The organism is Aquirufa sp. 5-AUSEE-100C1, from assembly GCF_054558655.1.
The window spans coordinates 22,409-42,475 of the sequence record NZ_JBPXKO010000003.1; the positions used below are offsets into that span (position 1 = coordinate 22,409).

Below are 20,067 nucleotides of genomic sequence, written 5' to 3' on the forward strand. Positions count from 1 at the left end.
GGCATGAAAAAAGTAGTCACGTTTGGTGAGATTATGGGTCGTTTAAGTCCTCCGGGCTATGGCCGCATTGTACAGACGCAATCATTTAATATTACCTATGGCGGTGGAGAGGCGAATGTAGCCGGAGGTTTGGCGCATTTGGGTATTCCCGCAAAACACGTGACGCGCTTTCCGGCGAATGAGCTTGGTAAGGCCGCGGCAGGCTATTATGCACAAGTCGGTGTCGACACTTCGGATATTGTTTATGGCGAGGGTCGTTTGGGCCTCTATTTTGTGGAATTTGGTGCAGCGATGCGTCCGAGTAAGGTGACTTATGACCGGGCGGATTCGGCGTTTGCCAATTTGAGCCCATCAGAATTTAACTGGCAAGAGATTTTCAAAGATGCTTGTTGGTTCCACTGGACAGGCATCAGCCCGGCTATCTCCGAATCGGCCGCACAAGCATTACGCGAAGCCATTTCGGTCGCAAATGCGATGGGAATCACCGTTTCCGCGGATGTGAATTACCGCAAAAATTTGTGGAAATACGGCAAGAGCGTACAAGAGGTGATGCCTGAATTAATTGAAGGCTGTGATATCATTGTTTGTGGAAAAGGGGATGCGGAAGACATTTTGGGCATAGTTCCGGATGGAAGCACGAAGAGCGGTTGGCATTCCATTTGTAAGCAAATCATGGCGCAATTCCCACGCTTGAAGAAGATCATCAATACGAAGCGAGGTCAAATCTCTGCCTCTCAAAATACGCTTTCGGCGGTTTCATTCGACGGTAACGAGGTTTTGAAATCAAGCACAGTTGAAATTTCTCAAATTGTAGATCGAATTGGAGGCGGCGACGCGTTCATGGCGGGATATATTTATGGAAATTTGATCTATGTGGATGAGGCGAAGTCCTTGGCCTTTGGGGTCGCGGCGTCAGCGTTGAAACATACCATTGAAGGCGACATCAACCGCGCGAATTTGGATGAAATTGAATTAGTAATGAAAGGCGACTTGAGTGGTCGTTTAAACCGATAAACATGGCCAGAAATAGTTCCACAGTTGTATACCAACGAATCGCTGAAACACCGATAGTTCCATTGTTTTTCAATTCCGATTTGGGCATTGCTCAAAACGTCTTGAAGGCATGTTATGAAGGGGGAATTCGCGTTTTTGAATTCACTAATCGCGGGGCTGAGGCGCCAGCGATTTTCGCGAAATTGATTGATTTCTGTGAGAAGGAATGTCCGGATTTGGTTTTGGGAATTGGAACCATTTATGATGCGAAACAGGCATCCGAATTCATCCAGATGGGTGCCGATTTCATGTTACAGCCATTTACGACCCCAGAAGTGGGCGAAATTTGTGCGAAACACGATATCCCATGGATGCCGGGAACGATGACCTTAACGGAAATCCGCCGTGCAGAATTGTTAGGGGCTAAAATCGTGAAGATTTTCCCAGGCAACGTCGTGGGCCCCGGATTTGTGAAAGCGATTAAAGGACCCATGCCGCATAGCAAGATTATGGTAACAGGGGGTGTGGAGCCGACACAGGAAAGCATGAAAACATGGTTTGATGCAGGAGCATCTGCCGTGGGCATGGGATCGCAATTATTCCCTCCTGCTTTGATAGCCAAACAAGATTATCAGTCGATTACGAATACCATTAGTGATTTAATCAAAATCTACCAAGGCTTGTAAAGGCCAACCAAAAAACCCTCTAAACCATGAATAAAATAGGAACTTACCGTTGGCGAATTTGCGCGCTGCTCTTTTTCGCGACGACCATCAATTACTTGGATCGTCAAGTAATTGGATTGTTAAAGCCTGTCTTGGAAGATCAGTTCAACTGGTCGGAAACGGATTACTCGAACATTGTTATTACTTTCCAGGCGGCCTATGCCATTAGTCTTTTGGGATTCGGTGGTATCATCGACCGTATCGGTACTAAATTAGGTTATTCCATATCGATCGTCGTTTGGAGTATTGCTGCCATGTTGCATGCCTTGGCAACGGGAACCTTAAGCTTCGCATTCATGCGTGGTTTGTTGGGATTAGGCGAAGCAGGAAACTTCCCAGCTGCGATTAAGACCACGGCCGAATGGTTTCCTAAAAACGAACGTGCCTTAGCAACGGGAATTTTCAATTCGGGAGCGAATATCGGGGCGGTCGCAGCACCTATTTTGGTACCCTGGATCTTGGGCATATACGGATGGGAAATGGCCTTTATTGTCACCGGTGCGATCGGATTTATCTGGTTAATCTTTTGGTGGTTCTATTATGAAGTGCCTTCTAAGCATAAGATGTTGTCGCAGGCGGAATTTGATTATATCCATGCCGACAAAGAGGAGAAGGACGAGAATCAAGATCCGGTTAAGTGGGGTCGTTTGTTCGGGTTTAAACAAACCTATGCATTCGTATTCGGAAAGATGTTGACCGACCCGATCTGGTGGTTTTTCTTATTCTGGTTGCCATCTTATTTCAACGAGCGTTTCCACTTGGATTTAAAGAAACCGAGCTTGGAATTGATTATTGTTTATACGGCGACGACGATCGGAAGTATCGGTGGCGGTTGGCTATCCGGCTATTTGATTAATCGAGGTTGGCCTTCGTTCAAAGCGCGTAAATTCTCCATGTTGGGCTTCGCCTTGGCGGTTGTTCCGATCATGTTAGCCCGTTATTGCGAAAATATCTGGCAGGCGGTTGCTTTGATCTCCTTGGCGGCAGCGGCGCATCAAGCATGGAGTGCGAATATCTATTCAATCGCGACCGACATGTTCCCGAAGAAAGCCGTTAGTTCGGTGATCGGTATCGGTGGAATGGCGGGTTCTGTGGGCGGTATTTTCTTCCCAATGATCGTTGGTTATTTGTTGGACAAATACAAATTAGCCGGCGACATCAACGATGGCTATAACATCATCTTTTTGCTGTGTGGATCGGCTTATGTGTTAGCATGGGCGATTATCTATACCTTAGCGCCGAAGTTAGAAACGGCGAATATCGATTAATAAGATCTCGAGCTTTGGCAATTCTTAATGGATTGCCAAAGCTTAGTACATTAATGACGAGATAATGTATTGACAGATTTGGTTTGCAATATCTTTTTTGCTAGCCAATGCAAACGATTCTTGGCTTCCATTGGCCGAATAAATCGTTACTTGGTTCGTGTCTAGTCCAAATCCGGCTCCCTCATCCTGCATTGAATTTAGGATGATAAAATCAGCATTTTTTCGCTTTAGTTTTGCTTTCGCATTGGCCTCCTCATGCTGGGTTTCTAGCGCGAAACCAATCAAACATTGGCCCGATTTTTTCATCGTTCCTAATTTTTGTAAGATATCTGAAGTTCGCGTTAGTTCGATGGATAAATCTGAATCGACTTTTTTAATCTTTTGATCCGCGATTTTTATGGGTCGGTAATCCGCAACCGCAGCAGCCATAATGCAAATATCTGATTCTTCGAAAGCATTCAGACATGCATTTTCCATATCGGCAGCCGACACAACATCCACCGTGGTAATCCCCTGAAAATCAGGTTGAAGATTCATCGGTCCAGCAATGAGGGTAACATCTGCTCCTGCCATAAAAAAGGCATTTGCCAAAGCAATACCCATTTTCCCTGTCGAATGATTGGAAATAAAACGTACCGGGTCAATGGCTTCTTGGGTGGGCCCTGCAGAAATCAATACGCGCTTTCCGGTCAAAACTTTATCGCGAAAAAAATGTGTCGCTAAATACGCAACAATCTCTTCAGGTTCAGCCATGCGTCCCGGCCCATGTAAGCCCGATGCTAGGGCGCCTGAATTAACCTCTAGTACATGATTCCCGCGCGTTTTTAACGTATGAATAGACGCCTGTGTTGCAGGATGCAAATACATGTCTTCATCCATGGCGGGAGCGATGACAACCGGGCAGCGCGCCGACAAATAAGTGGCGATCAGCATATTATCACAAAGTCCATACGCTAATTTTCCAAGCGTATTACAAGTACTAGGTGCGATCACAAAAATATCTCCCCAAAGCCCCAATTCCACATGATTATTCCAAACATTATTTTCGTGAAAATCAATCCAAACGGGATGATTCGAAAAAGTAGAAAGTACCAATGGAGACACAAAGTCTTTTGTAGCTTGAGTCATCACAACACGTACCTGAGCCCCTTGACTAGTCAGCAAACGAACCAGATAAATACACTTATATGCAGCAATACTTGCCGAAATTCCCAGAATTATTTTTTTCCCTTGAAACATAAGTTCAAAAATAGGTAATATTGCGAACTATTTACCACGCATGAAGCAATATCAGACCCAAAAGGAATTACAAGAATACCTCCAAAGCACCTCCAAAAGTATCGGATTCGTGCCTACCATGGGGGCCTTGCATGAGGGTCATCTATCCTTGATTCAAACAGCAAAAGGTCAATGCGAACTAGTCGTTTGCAGTATTTTTGTTAATCCGACTCAATTTAACGATCTCTCCGATTTTGAAAAATACCCCAAAACGCTCGAAGATGACCTTCAAAAATTAAAGGAAGTCGGTTGCGATGTCGTTTACTTTCCCGAGGTTCGGGATATTTATCCCTCTGGTTTTGACAATTTGCCTACTTACGATCTTGGGAATTTAGAACGGGTCTTGGAAGGCAAATTTAGACCTGGACATTTTCAAGGCGTTTGTGTGGTGGTCGACCGATTACTTCAAGCAGTTCAGCCCGACTACTTATTTATGGGGCAAAAAGATTACCAACAAGTTGCCGTGGTTGAACGCTTATTAGCACTGACCAAGCAAAATTGCAAACTCATTGCCTGCCCAACTGTTCGGGAAAACATCGGCCTGGCTATGAGCAGTCGGAACATGCGTTTAAACGATGATCAAAGAGAAAAAGCCTGTGCCATTTTCAAAGGATTTGAAAGTTCTAACCAAGAAGAATTTCAACAGCGTCTACTCGAAGCCGGATTTGATTCCATTGATTACATTGCATGTTGCGACCCAAATACCTTAGAATTAAAACCTTGGAAAGCCAAACCCTGTGTAATTCTCGTTGCAGCTTTTATCGGCGGAGTTCGCCTCATTGATAACCAAATTTTCGCATGAGCTATTTAAAAGAATTTAAAAAAATCACCACTCACAGCCTTCAAATCATGAAGCAACAGCAGGAAAAGATTTCTATACTAACCTGCTATGATTTTACGATGGCGACCCTGCTCGATGCGGCGGGCGTAGATTGTATCTTGGTGGGAGACAGTGCAAGTAATGTCATGGCGGGCCATGAAACGACACTGCCGATCACCTTAGATCAAATGATCTATCATGCACAATGTGTGGTACGTGGGACAAAAAGGGCTTTGGTGATTGTCGACCTTCCTTTTGGCTCCTATCAATCAAATCCGGAGATTGCTTTATCATCAGCCATCCGAATTATGAAGGAAACGGGTGCCCATGCCATTAAATTGGAGGGGGGCAGCGAGGTGATTGAAAGCATCAAAAAAATTGTAGGTGCAGGCATCCCCGTGATGGGACATTTGGGGCTGACGCCCCAAAGTATTTATCAATTTGGTTCCTATGCTGTCCGTGCCAAAGAAGATGCGGAGGCAGAAAAGTTGATAGAGGAGGCCCAGTTGCTGCAAGCTAATGGATGTTTTGGTTTAGTCTTAGAAAAAATTCCCGCAGCTTTAGCCGGAAAAGTGAGTACACTTCTTGACATACCAACGATCGGGATTGGTGCGGGAGCAGATTGCGACGGCCAAGTATTGGTCATGCACGACATGCTTGGAATGAATTCGGAGTTTAAACCCCGATTCATTCGTCAATACTTAAATCTAAGCGAATTAATTCCTCAAGCCGTAAAATCCTATGTCAGTGATGTGAAATCAAAGTCCTTTCCAAATGACAAAGAATCGTATTAATTCAAACGATTTTTAGCGTCTGGGAAAACTACTGTAGGCTTGAATGTTTTGGCCTGTTCAAAATCCATTAAGGCATAGGAAATAATGATGACGATATCGCCAACGACGGCTTTGCGTGCAGCAGGGCCATTCAGGCAAATCACCCCGGAACCTCGTTCGCCTTTGATTAAATAGGTTTCGATTCTTTCGCCATTGTTGACGTTCACAACTTGGATTTTTTCGTGCTCCAGCATGTTGGCCGCATCCATGAGGTCGGCATCCATGGTTAAACTACCAACATAATCTATATTTGCTTCGGTAACAGTAGCGCGATGTACTTTTGACTTTAGAATTTGAATTTGATACATAAAAGGCGGAATTATTGAGTGCCAAAATTAACAAATTATTATGATTTTACTCTTGGATTTAGGTAATACGCGTTCAAAATATGCCATATGTAAGGATGAAAATATTCTTACAGAGGGAGTCTTATTTGATCTAAGTCCAGCATCCTTTTATTCGATTCCTTTTTGGAATGAGATTACAAAAATCCTGATTAGTTCAGTAGTCAAGGTACCCAAAGAAAGCGAATTATTGATTCGACCTAGGCTATATCAGCTTACTCCCGAATTGAAATCCAAAAACTATTCGATTGATAGTTTGGGCGAGGACCGAAAGTATTTAGCATTGGGGGGAGGCGCGAATTCATTGGTGATTTGTTTGGGGACATGCATTACCTACAATGTGACAAATGGTGCCCATGAATTTTATGCAGGTGCCATTAGCCCTGGAATCAACTTGCGCGTTAAATCCATGTCCGATGGCACAGTCAAACTCCCCAAAATAGACATAGAGGAGAAATTCCCACGCTGGGGAACGGACACCAGGAGTAATTTATTAGCTGGTGTCATGGCCGGAATCGAATATGAGATTTTGGGATTTGTCGCAGATATTAAAAAATCCCAACCCGATATCAAGGTTATATTAACCGGTGGAGATGCCCCTTATTTTGCCCATTTGTTTCCCGTAGATATGCATTTAGTGTGGAAAGGGATGTTACACATTATCAAATAGTTACTATTCCTTAAAATTGGCTTAACACGGGCTCCCACGAAGACAGGTATTTTTGTTAAACGAAAATACACGCCATGCGGCCAACCTACAAGACGATCGTCATCTCCGATTTACATCTAGGAAGTAAAGGAGCAAAAGCCAAAGAAGTTAACGAATTTCTGAAATCAAATTCCTGCCACCAACTTATTTTAAATGGTGACATCATAGATGGATGGCAATTAAAAAAAGGGGGCACTTGGAAAAAGAAACATACCGGATTCTTTCGTGCGGTATTAAAAATGATGGATCGTTTTGATACGGAAGTCATTTACCTACGCGGAAATCACGATGATTTCCTCGATCAAATCTTACCCTTAAAAATTGGGAAGCAATTCTCAATTCGTCAGGATTATATGCTAGACTCGCATGGTAAAAAATACTTCATCACGCATGGTGATATTTTTGATAGCATCACCAGCCAAATGAAATGGCTTGCCTATTTAGGCGACATCGGATACACCTTTCTTTTGTGGTTGAACAAATGGTATAACCAATACCGCTCGTGGCAAGGTAAGCCGTATTATTCTTTATCCCAGGTCATTAAACAGAAGGTAAAGGCAGCTGTGAATTTCATCTCCGACTTCGAAGAAAAATTAGCTGAATTAGCTAAGGCCAAAGGTGCGGATGGGATTATCTGTGGACATATTCACAAAGCAGAAATCAAAGAAATAGAAGGAATTATTTACATGAATTCCGGTGATTGGGTAGAATCCCTTACGGCGCTCGTTGAAACACATGAAGGCGAATGGAAACTGATTGATTATCCAGCAATAGATATTGCTAACGAATTAAACGAAATTTTATGGGAAGGTTCATCTTTACCGTCCAAGGCGAAGGTCGCGGGCATTTAACACAGGCCATTTCGCTTACTCAAATTGCCCGTGAAGCTGGCCATGAAGTGGTTGGTTATGCATTAGGAGCATCAGAGGGCAGAGTAATTCCTTCATTCTTTCTTAATTTTATTGGAGAAACCCCCATCATTCAATTTGAAAGTCCATCTTTGAATTATGGTACAGGTAAATCAGTAAATATTGGTAAAACTGCTTTACAAGGTTTTACGAAGTTTCATACCTATTGGAAAAGTGCCTCGAAACTGGAGGCTTTTGTAGAACAATTACAACCCGATGGGATTGTCAATTTTTATGAGTCGATTACGGGATTGTATAATCTGAAATCAGGCTCGAAAATTCCGTGCATGTCGATAGGTCATCAATACCTTTTATTGAGCGAGCATTTTGAATCGATTGCAGAGAAAGCGTTGGATCGCTTTTTACTCAACATCAATACGAAGATTACGGCTATTGGTTCGAAAAAATTATTGGGCTTATCGTTTCGTCCAATTCCGAATGACATCAAACGCAATATTGTAACAGTTCCTCCCCTTTTGCGCCAAGAGGTCAAGTCGATTGAGCCTACAGCAGGCAAAAATTGGTTGGCTTATTTAACCCATTACCGATTAGCGGATGAGATTATGGCCTGGTCAGATAAACACCCCGAGGTGCAATTGGATTGTTTTTGGGATCATCCCGTTCATAAAAAGGAATTTACCTATTCGTCCTCATTGACTTTTCATCCGATTGATGCACAAAAGTATTTAGACAAGATGACGCAATGTGCGGGCTTAATCTCGACGGCTGGATTTGAGTCGGTCGCAGAAGCCATGTATTTAGGCAAGCCGGTCATGATGGTACCGGTACCAAATCACATTGAACAAATGATTAATGCGCATGATGGCGAATTATCCGGTGCGGGCGTACAGGCAAGAACATTTGATTTGGACATATTCCACACTTATTTACCCACGCATCAATCGGTGCAAAGCGCTTACCAGCAATGGGTACATCAAGCCAATTTTGCTTATCAATTGAGTGACTTAATTCGTAAGCCTATTTATGTTTCGAATTACAGTCCGAAGAATGAAGGTGGATTATCCACAACATGGTAGAAATTACGTTTAATTTAATGAAGGTAGTACAAACAAAAAGCCGAGGGAATTTCCCCCGGCTTTTTTCAATACCCTAACTAAAATTTTTCGAGAAGAAGATTAACCTGTAATCCAACGGAATAATACGAACAATGTTGCGGATAATACAATCGTGATAGGCAATGTCAATACCCATGCCATCACAATATTTTTCACCGTTCCACCCTGCAAATTTTTAATACCACGATTGGCAACCATGGTACCGGCGATACCTGAAGACAAAACGTGTGTGGTACTTACTGGCCATTTATAAGCGGTAGCTAAACCAATGGTAAGCGATGCGATTAATTCTGCAGAAGCTCCTTGTGCGTAGGTCAAGTGGTTCTTGCCAATTTTCTCACCGATCGTTATCACGATACGCTTCCAGCCGACCATTGTTCCAAGTCCTAAGGAAAGGGCGACTAACCACATGACCCAAGCTGGAGCAAAATCAGTAATTCCTGCTAAACCTGTTGACGAGGCACTTGCTCCATAACTAATAAATGGGGCCTTCTTCCCAGCCGTTGCAACTTTTAATAATGTTAAATCTGATGAAGATAACGCAACCGATTCACTTTCGATTAACCTTTTCGCATTCTTATTAATGTTAAGTGCTGCTTTACGTATTTGAAATTTTTGGTCAACTGTTAATTTATTGGTGGTCAACCCTTCTGTCAAAATTAGATCTAACTCATTTCCCGATGCTAAGACTTTATGATAACTTTCTATTTCTTTTTTAGATAAAGGAACTGTGTCAATTTTAGAGACGATTTGTCTTACTTGGCTAAGGTTTGTTTTGACCTCAGCTAGATTCAAATTTGTATTAACCGCAAAATAGCCTGGTAAAAAAGCAATAAGAATAACCATTACCAAACCAATCCCTTTTTGACCATCATTCCGGCCGTGAAAGAAAGATACCAACGTACAAGTAGAAACTAATATGGCTCGAATCCACATGGGTGGAGGAGTATTCTTCTTTGGTTCCTTGAAAATATCTTTATTATGAACGGTTTTCTTCAAGACATACATTAAGATGATAGCTAAAGCAAAACCAAAAATGGGAGACAACAATAAGGCTTGTCCAATTTCGATCGCTTTATCCCAATTAATCGCAGAGATACCTTTGTTTGAATTTTCAGGAAGTAATGCGTGACCAACGCCAATTCCGATAATCGAACCAATCAGGGTATGCGAACTGGATGCCGGAATACCTAAATACCATGTCCCTAAATTCCATAAAATAGCAGAAATTAATAATGATAGCGCCATCGCCATGGAATGATATACATTGGAGTCAATGAGTAATTCGGTCGGGAGAAGCCCTATGATACTCATCGTAACACCTACGCCGCCTGTTAATAGTCCCAAAAAATTCATAAACCCTGACCAAACAACAGCTTGGGTCGGCTTCAGGGAATGTGTGTAAATAACGGTTGCGACAGCATTTGCGGTATCATGAAATCCATTGACAAACTCAAAAGCACAGGCTGCGAATAAGCAAAAGAATAACAGGAAGAGGAGAGTTGGATCAAGTCCGAACATAGTTGTAGTTAGATAAAGTTCACAATTGAATTCTTCAAAAATACAATAATGCCCATACTTTAACATTATCGAATTGTTAAAAGCTACGAATAAAATTTTTAGGCCTTCCTGTCTGTTAAAAAATCTTTACCAAATAAGTGCGAATGATAACATATCTATAAATAACAGGAAACGTCGTGTTTAAGTGTAATGTGCAATTTTGTGCATCGAATGATAAAAGTTCATTGATGAACAGAAGATCCTTACTACAACAACTCGGAATTATTTCCGGAGCCCTCAGTTTGCCACTTACAGGACAAGCCAAATCTTCAGCCCCTCAAAAACCCTTTCGAATTGCCCACATCACCGATGTACACATGATGCCACTCATTGGCGCAGCAAAAGGTTTTTCGAAGTGTCTTAATCACATTCAAAGCTTGCCAGTTAAACCGGATTTAATTATCAATAGTGGCGATGCCATCATGGATGCGCACAGGGGCGGACGAAATGTAGCTGAAAAGCAATGGAAACTTTGGAATGAGGTAGTGGGGAAAGAACTTTCAACGCCTATCATACAGTCACTGGGAAACCATGATATTTGGGTGAAAAATGAAACACCACAATCGATTTTAGATGGTAAAAAATGGGCACTTGATGAATTAAAAGAATCCCATAGCTACTATTCAAAAGATTTAGGAAACTGGCATCTAATCAGTCTAGATAGCATCAGCCCAAATCACGAGGGACAATGGTATACCGGCAAAATTGATGAGGCGCAAATGGATTGGTTCAAAAATGAACTGGCTACCATACCTTCATTTAAGCCCATCATGATTGTATCTCATATTCCGATTTTAGCTGCTTGTATCTTTTTTGATGGCAATCGATTCGAGAAAAACCAATGGAACATTCCAGGAAGATGGATGCACGAAGACGCTGCACAATTAAAGGATTTGTTCTTGAAGTACCCGAATATAAAACTTGCTATCAGTGGTCATATTCATTTATTGGATCGAGTAGAATACAATGGCGTAACCTATTGCTGCAATGGAGCTGTCAGTGGCGCTTGGTGGAGCGGAAATTACCAACAAACCCAACCAGGTTATGCATTGATCGATTTATATCCTGATGGAACCTTTACTAATACGTATACAAATTATCAATCCTAAAATTTATTAATCAATATTCATGAAAACAATTAAATTAAACACAGGAAAAGAGCTTGGCTTCGGAAAGCCTTGCTACATTATAGCTGAAATTGGCATCAACCACAACGGATCTTTAGAAACTGCCAAGCAATTAATTGATGCTGCCGTTGAGGCTAAAGTAGATGCCGTGAAATTTCAAAAAAGAACGCCGGAGATTTGCGTACCAAAAGATCAGTGGGAAATTGTTCGCGATACGCCATGGGGTAAAATGACTTACATCGACTATAAGCGCAAAACAGAATTCGGCATTTTAGAATATTCTGAAATAGATAATTACTGCAAATCAAAGGGAATTGATTGGTTCGCTTCTGCTTGGGATGAGCCATCTGTTGATTTCATGGAGCAATTCGAACCTGTCATGTATAAATTGGCATCTGCATCTTTGACTGATGATGCACTTATCCGTAAAATTTGTGAAACGGGTAGACCGATTATGATTTCAACAGGTATGTCACGTATTGATGAAATCACATTTGCAGTGGAATTAATTCGTGAATATGGCGATTATCCATTAATGATTGCTCATGCTACATCGGCTTATCCATGTAAGCCTGAGGAATTAAACTTGCGTATGATCAACACCTTGCAACAAATGTACCCTGAATACATCATCGGTTACTCTGGCCACGAAACAGGTTTAAGCACAACGGTTTCAGCAGTAGCCATTGGTGCCCAATTTGTGGAACGCCACTTTACATTAGATCGTGCCATGTGGGGATCAGATCACGCAGCTTCAGTAGAACCTCAAGGATTCGTTCGTTTGGTAAAAGACATACGCGACACAGAAACGGCTTTGGGCGATGGCGTAAAAGTTGTCTATGAAAGCGAAATCGGGCCGATGAAGAAATTACGTGTTAATATTACAGAAAGTAGATTAGTAGATACACTTTAATTCTTATGCAGTTGTCGGCAACACAACTCTGTTCCCTCATACTCGTTATTGGTACATTACTGCTCATTTTTTTAGAAAGGAAATTCCCCTATCGTAGGGGAATTCCTTTTTTCAGAGAGGGCTTCTGGACCGATGTCATCGGGTATACGATCATTCAAAGTTTTTTATTGAAGATTCTCATCTTCGATTACATCATAACGCCCATACAACATGCATCGGCATGGCATGGCTTTCCCCAAATTACGTCTTGGCCTGTTTGGTTGCAGGTTTTGTTTTTCTTAGTTACCCACGACTTGTACATTTATTGGTTCCATCGCTGGCAACATGCTAATAAAATTTTATGGCGAACTCACGAGGCACATCATTCGAATCAAGAAGTTGATTGGATAGCCGGAGCTCGTTCTCATTCCGTGGAAATAATAATTAATCAAACGATTGAATTTTTACCAATTTTCATCTTGGGAGCCGACCCCGTTGTAGTTCCTATTAAAGGCTTGATCGATGGGCTATGGGGCATGTTTATTCACGCGAATTTAAAATTCAGTTTTGGCCGACTTAAATACATTTTTAACGGGCCAGAGTTTCATCTTTGGCATCATGCCAACCATCAAGAGGTATTTCATGCTAATTTCGCTACGAAATTTAGCATATGGGATAAACTATTTGGAACTTTATATGAAACGAATGAAAAACCTGTAAAATGGGGACTTTATTACGAATTTCCCAAAAACTATTTTGCCCAGCATGTCTACGCATTTTATCGGTGGACATTTAAGCGGCTCGATGAACAAATAACAAAAAATGAGTAAAGCCTGGATATCCCTTTTTCTTGCAGCCATATTTGAAACTGGCTGGACTTATGCCTTAAAATTCATGAACTTTTCTAGCTTAAAAACAGCTTGGGCAAGCCAAGAAAATTTAGGTGCCGCGTTAATTCCATTTATCGCCTATGTGTTTTTTGGCGGAGGAAACATCTATTATCTCTCGGTGGCATTAAAAGACATTCCGACTTCCACAGCCATTGCTATATGGACAGCTGTTTCATTGGTTTTAATCAAAATATGTGATGTTTGGTACTTTAAGCAGGCGACCAATTATACGGAAATATTCTTCCTAACACTGATAGTCATTGGGATTATCGGGATGAAACAATACAGCGCTAATTAATACCTTTCGCGGCTAAAATTAACTCCGCCATTTCTCGAAAACAGCCGGATCCCCCCGGTAACTGTAAAACAATATCTGCTTGATGCTTCACTTGCGGTAATGCATCCGATGGGCAAAAGAAAACCCCAACATATGGGCGAACGACAAGATCATTAACATCATCCCCTATATAAGCAATCTGTTCAGGACTCAAGGAAAAACGCTCTAGGATTTCCAGAAGCACACGCTCTTTGTCTTTAATTCCCAAATGCAATTCCTTAATGTTTAATTTCGAAGCTCTTTGCTTAACAGAAGGAGACATTTCTCCTGTAATTATTCCCGTAGGTACCGAGGCCCATTTCCGTAAACGCTCCACCCCCATACCATCACGAATATTAAATTTCTTTAACACCTCACCTTGCTCCCCATAATACACGCCGCCATCCGTCAATACGCCGTCGCAATCTGTCAAAACTAATTTAATTGCTGCTAATCGTGCTTCCATCATTTTTAATTAAATGCAGGTGAATCCTCCGTCGACTACCAAATTCGCTCCAGTCATATAAGCTGACGCATCACTCGCCAAAAATACCAAAGCTCCTGCATAATCCGTTGACTTAGCCATTCTTTTCAAAGGTGTTTTCGCCGAATAATTTTGTTGAAAAAATTCAGATTGTCCATTTTCAACCCCACCCGGTGAAAGCGTATTCACACGTATTCCCTGATCACCCCAATAAGCCGCTAGGTAACGGGTAAAATTAATCACGGCTCCTTTCGTTGTCGGGTAAGCAGGCGTCTTGTAAAACAATTGCTCCCCCTTTTCATTTTTGTATAGTTGTTGGTCTGGACCAACCATCCCATATGTCGATGCAATGTTGATAATACTACCACCCCCTTTTGACAACATTTGCTTACCGAATTGTTGGCAAACCAAAAACATTCCCATCACATTTACCTCCCAAGATTTTTGAAACATGGCGACGGGATAATTTTCAAAGGCGGATTGCTCGAGAATATCCGCCGACTCCTGAAAATGATCATTGATCGCGGCATTATTAACTATAATATCAACACCTCCAGAACGCGCGAAAACCCGGCTAGCTGCCGCCTGAACGGAATTTTCATCTGCAATGTTCATGCCAATCCCGTAAGAATTTGAGCCAAGCTCTCGAGCAAATACCTCACAATTTTCTTCCATAATATCCGCCACAATCACCATAGCTCCAGCCTCAGCCAAAGCTCGACAATGTGCTTTGCCGATTAATCCCAAAGCTCCCGTCACCAAGGCAACCTTCCCCGACAATTCAAATAATTGCATTAATTTTTCGGTTTAATATTATGGTCACTAATCTTTCTAAATACGGCCTCTAAGACCTCGCCTTTCAATTGACTTTTCACCGAATTTGATTCAATGGCTGCTTTTAGTCGAGGGAGTATTTCGGCATAGGCCGATAACGTATACTCCATGTCTTCATGGCTATGGCTGTAGCACATGTTGTGAAAACCTCCCCATAAAATACCCTTTTGCAGTAATTCCTGTTGCATGAAGGTTTTTAATTCCAAGGCATCTTGACCTGGTGCGGCATAGGTTAACATCGTCCGACAAGGATATCCGACACAACTTGTAATATCCGACATGCCTAAGACTTTCGCTAATTGATTATATGAATCTTGCATGAATTTGCCTTTCGCTGCTAATACGGAAGATACCTGATGCTCTTCCATGAATTGAATGGTAGCTTGGCAGGCAGCTAAGGAAAGTGCTTCTCCTCCGAAAGTGGTATAGGAGAAAACATCGTGATCAAATAAGGACATGACATCTTTACGCCCCGTTAATATCGCGATAGGCATGCCGTTCGCACAAGCTTTAGAAAATGTAGCTAGATCTGCTTTTACTCCAAAAAACTCCTGAGCTCCCCCTAAGGAAATTCGGAAGCCTGACCACATTTCATCAAAAATCAATAAGGTTCCATTTTGACGACATATTTCAGCCAATTCTTGTAAAAACCCTTCCTGCGGTTTCTCGAAAATGAACGGCTCCAATATCACGCAAGCTACGGTTTCATCCAATGCATTTTTAATGGATTCAATATCATTAAACGCGAAGGTATAACTTAGGTTTTTGATAGACTCCGGAATGCCTTTGCCTCGCGACGTAATTCCGATATACCAGTCATGCCAACCGTGATATCCACAACAAAATACTTTTTCTCGGCCTGTAAACGCTCTCGCAACACGAACGGCTGCAGAGGTCACATCGGCTCCTGTTTTACTGAATTTAACAGCCTCCGCATTAGGGATGATTTGAGAAATTTTTTCAGCTACTTCTACTTCTAAGGGATGCATTAATGAAAAGGTAATTCCATCTTCCAATTGCTCCTTGATTGCGGAATCAATTTCAGGAATACAATATCCCAATGAAAGCGGGCCAATACCCATATTAAAGTCAATATATTCATTGCCATCGACATCCCATACCCGCGCGCCTTTCCCTTTCTTTAAATAAATCGGAGACACACCTTTGGAAAATTGTCCTGGGCCTTTGGCTAAGGTTTGGGTAATCGGATGTTGAACTTGCAGACCACGCGCATACAACGACAGTGATTCTTGAATCTGCGGAAGTTCCGCGTTAAATTGAACCTTATTTTTCATGATTATATCAATTGAGTAATTCGTTTAACTAAACCTTCAGCATCCAAACCTTCATAGGCAAGTACTTCTGGTAAACGTGCGGGCTTGAACCATTTCGCGTCAAAACCAATGGGATGCACAGGAATCGACAATCCTTCTTTAACTAAAAATTCCGCTAAAATGCTGAATAATCCACCGGTAATAAAATGGTCTTCAATACATATAATTTGTTTGGTTTGGCCAATTAATGAACGAATCGCTTCCCCATCAAATGGCTTTAAGGAACGGAAGTTGATAAGTCCTACGCTAAATCCTTTATCCGTTAATTTGCGTTGAGTTTCCAAGGATGCTTCAAACATAAATCCATACGTAACAATCGTTAAGTCATCTCCTTTCGCAATAACCTCAGCTTTTCCATGTTCGTAAGGAGCGTGGTCATATTTCGCAGGGCGCGTATTGATACGTACATAACTTGGATTGGGTGTCGCCCAAATTGTCGGCAACATATCCACTAAATCCTGTGCATCTGCTGGAGCATAAACTTCCATTCCGGGAATACCACGCATGATAGAAATATCTTCGATGGCTTGGTGAGTAGGACCATTACCGTCCGACAAAACCCCTGGGATGAAACTACTCATCTTTACGGGTAAGTTGGCTATTCCCACCGATGTACGCGTAAATTCAAAGGCGCGCATCGTTAAAAATGCGGCAAGTGCATGAACGACCGGAATACGACCGCGTAAGGCTAGTCCTGCAGCTGCGCCCAACATAGTTTGCTCGGTAATACCCGTATCCACAAATCGATCCCCCAAAACACTTGGTAAATTACGAACAAGTGCTCGGTTCTCAGCTGTCATTACCACAAATCGCTCATCAGCTAATGCGGTATCTCTCAATAATTCTTCGTATGTCTTCATCATCTATTTAACGGGCTACAATGGTTTCAGCGGTAATGACAGCTGATCCTTTTTGATGTAATTCATTCAACAATTCTGTGATCTCTCCAGCTGAGAAATTACAAAACCAGCGGTCGGCACGGGCCTCAATGGATGGCAAACCTTTCCCGCGCACGGTATCACAAATGATCACATGTGGGCCAGGATTATTATTTGTTTCTTCAAATGCTTCGGCTATTTGGTCAAAATTGTGGCCATCGATACGTTGGGTTTTCATTCCAAAAGCCTCAAATTTATCCACCATGGGCTCCAAAGGAATGAGCTCTTCCGTAGGCATGTTGGCTTGGAACTGATTGCGATCAATTACAAAAATCAGATTGGTCAATTTATGCGCAGCTGCTACCAAGAATGCTTCCCAACAAGACCCTTCGTTTAATTCACCATCTCCCATCACACAAACGACACGGTTCGCAGCTTTTGATATTTTTAGATCCATGGCTACGCCAATGGAAACAGCAGGGAGCTGACCTAAAGATCCAGCGTGAAACTCAACACCCGGAATTTCACGATTCGGATGCCAATAAATATGGTCTGAGGTAGATAAATGATTTGCTAAACGATTATTTTCAATCCAACCTAATTCTGCAAAGATTCCATATAATGCAGGGACATCGTGCCCTTTGGATAAAAATAAATAATCCCGCTTGGGGTCATTTAATGTCGATTGATCAATGGTCAAAAATTCACTGTACAGGTAGGTTAACACATCAACCGCGGACAAGGATGCTCCTAAAAAACATCCGCCGTCTGTAGACATCGGTATGATTCTTTCGCGTACTTTTAAAGCGAAAGCTTGAAGTTCGCTGCGTTTATCTTCAGTCATATTTTTGTTTGGTTTGACTTGGGGAAATAGTTTTTAATTCACCTATATGATTTCGATACCAATTCACCCCAGCGAGCGATTGATTAATCCGCATGATGGATGGCTCGAAGGTTAATAAGTCCAAAATATCTTTCAGCGAAAACTGCGGGTTTAAGGGATACAGTCGATTGTAAACCGTTTCAATAAATTCCAAATCTTCTGCATAATCAAGCGTAAATCGATGGCTCATGTCGTAGCGCAAGCCTGTTTCCCACTTGACGTTTCCGATCGTGAAACGTTCAGGGTTTTCCCAGAAATAGGGGGTGGTGTGTTCGCGCTCCAAGGATTTTTTAGCTTCCTTCCAAGCTGTTTGTAACGCTTCAAAGGACATCACCTCTACATCATTTCCATCGGGATATGACTGGGGGTGTAAATTGCTGACGTAATCAAATTTGCCACGATTAAACAAATAAAATCCGAGAACTCGGTCAATGATGGCCGGATCAATCAGCGGACAATCCGATGGAATTTTGACAATGTGTTTGGCCTTAAAATGAAGCGCAGCTTGATAATGTCGATCCAATAAATCATTCAGCGATCCACGAAAAACTTGATATCCCTCTAGTTCACAAATTTCCGAAAGCGAATCATCTTCCGGCTGATCAGAGGTGATGACAACGACTTGACAAGGCCACTTGGTTAATTTGATTCGATCAAGTTGATGAAATAAAACTGGTTTATCCTGTACCCATTTAAGTACCTTACCTGGTAATCGCGTTGAGCTCATTCGAGCCTGCACAAAAATGAATAAATCAGTTTGCATAACTTAATTCTGAAATGGGCTCTCGGTTAAGTTTATTGATAAACATGTCTTTGGGGCCTTCGTAGAGTAGGTAATTCTTACAAATTGATGCGATGTGTGCAGCCGATTTACCTCCATTTTGAATGGGCAGTAAAGCTTTCAGCTCAGCTAAATCAAAATAAGAATGCACCGGTTTCTGAAGTGCTAATCCGACATACACCACGGTGGAATATTGGGTGATTAACTCGTCACAATTCGCAATCATTTCATGCGTATTTCCGTCGGTATAAATCAAGGTATCAGCAGGACATGTCTGCTTGATTTCTTGAATAGCCCGGTCCATTTGCTCATTCGGGTGCAACTTGATGAGCAGTCGGCGGCCTTTAGCAATATCCACGCAAGATTTTAGAAAGGCAACCCGATCCTCTGGTCGGTAAGTCTCCCGCATGTCCGACGTTGCCACCATGACATAACCATGATGTGGGAAATCGTTCGTTCGATATTTCTCTAAATCATCGTAATTGGGAATTCCGGTTACGACGACTTTGTTCGCATCGGTACCATGATGTACGATATAATCTCGGTAACCTTTCGAGGCGGCACAATAGATGTCACACAAGTTGGAGGTCCCATTCAGCGAGGTTCCAATGCTGAGATATCTTGGCAACTTGAGCTTCTGTATAATCCGACTGATGGAGGTAAAAGGATCAATCATTCCTTCTTGCACCCAAATGGTTTTCGTTCCTTCGAATTTCTTTGGAAATAATAAATCTGAACAAAATACCACCAAATCATAGACACGGTCTTTGGCTTGGTAATCCATCGCCATACCTTGTTCTAGCATGTATTGCTCCGCCTTAGCTCGAAGCGGCCTTCCCATGACAGTATTATCTAAAATACCCATTTTAATCGCGGACGCGATCACCGGATTATCTGAAAAAAATTGGCTAAAATAACAATCAAATTCAGGCAAATAGGAGGCTATTTGCTGCATTTGAGTGGTTTGATTCAATGAACCCGTTAAGAACAAAATCGACTTAGCTGTCATTGGTATTATTGAATTATTAAAGTAAAAATAAGCCAAATGACGGGATATAATTGAAGGCTAAAATCGATTTAATAATTTCACAACAATGTGGACACAAATCCCTAACAATGGCACAAAAAAGGGTA

The 20,067-nt window shown here is 41.9% G+C and carries 22 protein-coding genes; 12 read left to right on the forward strand and 10 right to left on the reverse strand.

Annotation, left to right across the window (positions count from 1 at the left end; genetic code table 11):
- Window positions 1-3: 3 nt before the first annotated feature.
- The 3 genes from ACMH5P_RS07050 to ACMH5P_RS07060 are packed head-to-tail and all read left to right on the forward strand — an operon-like array spanning window position 4 to window position 2,986.
- Window positions 4-1,014, forward strand: a complete 1,011-nt coding sequence (locus ACMH5P_RS07050) for a PfkB family carbohydrate kinase (protein WP_459493629.1) — start codon at window positions 4-6, stop codon at window positions 1,012-1,014.
- A gap of 2 nt (window positions 1,015-1,016) precedes the next feature.
- Complete coding sequence (locus tag ACMH5P_RS07055; protein WP_459493630.1) at window positions 1,017-1,679, forward strand: bifunctional 4-hydroxy-2-oxoglutarate aldolase/2-dehydro-3-deoxy-phosphogluconate aldolase; 663 nt, start codon at window positions 1,017-1,019, stop codon at window positions 1,677-1,679.
- Window positions 1,680-1,705: 26 nt separating this feature from the next.
- Window positions 1,706-2,986, forward strand: coding sequence for an MFS transporter (locus ACMH5P_RS07060; protein ID WP_459493631.1), 1,281 nt, complete (start codon window positions 1,706-1,708; stop codon window positions 2,984-2,986).
- 42 nt (window positions 2,987-3,028) lie between these two features.
- Here the strand turns inward: ACMH5P_RS07060 and coaBC are convergent, their stop codons facing one another.
- Window positions 3,029-4,225, reverse strand: coding sequence for a bifunctional phosphopantothenoylcysteine decarboxylase/phosphopantothenate--cysteine ligase CoaBC (gene coaBC, locus ACMH5P_RS07065; protein WP_459493632.1), 1,197 nt, complete (start codon window positions 4,223-4,225; stop codon window positions 3,029-3,031).
- Window positions 4,226-4,265: 40 nt separating this feature from the next.
- Between coaBC and panC the strand changes: the two genes are divergently transcribed.
- Both panC and panB read left to right on the forward strand, forming a co-directional pair.
- Window positions 4,266-5,066 (forward strand): pantoate--beta-alanine ligase, encoded by an 801-nt coding sequence (panC, locus tag ACMH5P_RS07070; RefSeq protein WP_459493633.1) that lies wholly within the window; start codon window positions 4,266-4,268, stop codon window positions 5,064-5,066.
- Window positions 5,063-5,878 carry a 3-methyl-2-oxobutanoate hydroxymethyltransferase gene (panB, locus tag ACMH5P_RS07075; RefSeq protein ID WP_459493634.1) on the forward strand — a complete coding sequence of 272 codons (816 nt, stop codon included), beginning with the start codon at window positions 5,063-5,065 and terminating at the stop codon, window positions 5,876-5,878. Before panC ends, panB begins: the two co-directional genes overlap by 4 nt.
- On the opposite strand, the gene panD is transcribed toward panB, so the two are convergent.
- Complete coding sequence (gene panD, locus ACMH5P_RS07080) at window positions 5,875-6,225, reverse strand: aspartate 1-decarboxylase (protein WP_459493635.1); 351 nt, start codon at window positions 6,223-6,225, stop codon at window positions 5,875-5,877. The genes panB and panD overlap by 4 nt on opposite strands.
- Window positions 6,226-6,265: 40 nt before the next feature.
- Here panD and ACMH5P_RS07085 point away from each other — a divergent pair, with 40 nt between their 5' ends.
- From ACMH5P_RS07085 to ACMH5P_RS07095, 3 genes are all read left to right on the forward strand, one after another.
- The gene (locus ACMH5P_RS07085; RefSeq protein ID WP_459493636.1) at window positions 6,266-6,931 is read left to right on the forward strand and encodes a type III pantothenate kinase; all 666 of its coding nucleotides are present in this window, start codon (window positions 6,266-6,268) and stop codon (window positions 6,929-6,931) included.
- 74 nt (window positions 6,932-7,005) lie between these two features.
- A complete protein-coding gene (locus ACMH5P_RS07090) occupies window positions 7,006-7,821 on the forward strand; it encodes a UDP-2,3-diacylglucosamine diphosphatase (RefSeq protein ID WP_459493637.1) in 816 nt (271 codons plus the stop codon).
- Window positions 7,773-8,915 carry a glycosyltransferase family protein gene (locus ACMH5P_RS07095; RefSeq protein WP_459493638.1) on the forward strand — a complete coding sequence of 381 codons (1,143 nt, stop codon included), beginning with the start codon at window positions 7,773-7,775 and terminating at the stop codon, window positions 8,913-8,915. Before ACMH5P_RS07090 ends, ACMH5P_RS07095 begins: the two co-directional genes overlap by 49 nt.
- 99 nt (window positions 8,916-9,014) lie before the next feature.
- Here ACMH5P_RS07095 and ACMH5P_RS07100 read toward each other — a convergent pair whose 3' ends face one another.
- The gene (locus ACMH5P_RS07100; RefSeq protein WP_459493640.1) at window positions 9,015-10,475 is read right to left on the reverse strand and encodes an inorganic phosphate transporter; all 1,461 of its coding nucleotides are present in this window, start codon (window positions 10,473-10,475) and stop codon (window positions 9,015-9,017) included.
- A gap of 227 nt (window positions 10,476-10,702) precedes the next feature.
- Here ACMH5P_RS07100 and ACMH5P_RS07105 point away from each other — a divergent pair, with 227 nt between their 5' ends.
- Genes ACMH5P_RS07105 through ACMH5P_RS07120 form a run of 4 tightly spaced genes read left to right on the forward strand, consistent with a single transcriptional unit; the run spans window position 10,703 to window position 13,721 of the window.
- The gene (locus ACMH5P_RS07105) at window positions 10,703-11,623 is read left to right on the forward strand and encodes a metallophosphoesterase family protein (RefSeq protein WP_459493641.1); all 921 of its coding nucleotides are present in this window, start codon (window positions 10,703-10,705) and stop codon (window positions 11,621-11,623) included.
- Window positions 11,624-11,642: 19 nt separating this feature from the next.
- A complete protein-coding gene (locus ACMH5P_RS07110; protein ID WP_459493642.1) occupies window positions 11,643-12,554 on the forward strand; it encodes an N-acetylneuraminate synthase family protein in 912 nt (303 codons plus the stop codon).
- Window positions 12,555-12,559: 5 nt separating this feature from the next.
- Window positions 12,560-13,363 (forward strand): sterol desaturase family protein, encoded by an 804-nt coding sequence (locus tag ACMH5P_RS07115; protein WP_459493643.1) that lies wholly within the window; start codon window positions 12,560-12,562, stop codon window positions 13,361-13,363.
- Complete coding sequence (locus ACMH5P_RS07120; protein WP_459493644.1) at window positions 13,356-13,721, forward strand: DMT family transporter; 366 nt, start codon at window positions 13,356-13,358, stop codon at window positions 13,719-13,721. The genes ACMH5P_RS07115 and ACMH5P_RS07120 overlap by 8 nt, the downstream gene beginning before the upstream one ends.
- Here ACMH5P_RS07120 and ACMH5P_RS07125 read toward each other — a convergent pair.
- From ACMH5P_RS07125 to ACMH5P_RS07155, 7 genes are read right to left on the reverse strand one after another with little or no spacing between them, the layout of a single operon-like run.
- Complete coding sequence (locus ACMH5P_RS07125; protein ID WP_459493645.1) at window positions 13,714-14,208, reverse strand: KdsC family phosphatase; 495 nt, start codon at window positions 14,206-14,208, stop codon at window positions 13,714-13,716. The genes ACMH5P_RS07120 and ACMH5P_RS07125 overlap by 8 nt on opposite strands.
- Before the next feature lie 6 nt (window positions 14,209-14,214).
- Window positions 14,215-15,018 (reverse strand): SDR family oxidoreductase, encoded by an 804-nt coding sequence (locus tag ACMH5P_RS07130; RefSeq protein WP_459493646.1) that lies wholly within the window; start codon window positions 15,016-15,018, stop codon window positions 14,215-14,217.
- Window positions 15,018-16,352, reverse strand: coding sequence for an aminotransferase class III-fold pyridoxal phosphate-dependent enzyme (locus ACMH5P_RS07135; protein WP_459493647.1), 1,335 nt, complete (start codon window positions 16,350-16,352; stop codon window positions 15,018-15,020). Before ACMH5P_RS07135 ends, ACMH5P_RS07130 begins: the two co-directional genes overlap by 1 nt.
- Window positions 16,353-16,354: 2 nt before the next feature.
- Window positions 16,355-17,254, reverse strand: a complete 900-nt coding sequence (locus ACMH5P_RS07140; RefSeq protein WP_459493648.1) for a transketolase family protein — start codon at window positions 17,252-17,254, stop codon at window positions 16,355-16,357.
- A gap of 4 nt (window positions 17,255-17,258) precedes the next feature.
- Window positions 17,259-18,113 carry a transketolase gene (locus ACMH5P_RS07145; RefSeq protein ID WP_459493649.1) on the reverse strand — a complete coding sequence of 285 codons (855 nt, stop codon included), beginning with the start codon at window positions 18,111-18,113 and terminating at the stop codon, window positions 17,259-17,261.
- Window positions 18,106-18,915, reverse strand: coding sequence for a cytidylyltransferase domain-containing protein (locus tag ACMH5P_RS07150; RefSeq protein WP_459493650.1), 810 nt, complete (start codon window positions 18,913-18,915; stop codon window positions 18,106-18,108). Before ACMH5P_RS07150 ends, ACMH5P_RS07145 begins: the two co-directional genes overlap by 8 nt.
- The gene (locus ACMH5P_RS07155) at window positions 18,905-19,942 is read right to left on the reverse strand and encodes a hypothetical protein (protein WP_459493651.1); all 1,038 of its coding nucleotides are present in this window, start codon (window positions 19,940-19,942) and stop codon (window positions 18,905-18,907) included. Before ACMH5P_RS07155 ends, ACMH5P_RS07150 begins: the two co-directional genes overlap by 11 nt.
- Between the last annotated feature and the right edge of the window lie 125 nt (window positions 19,943-20,067).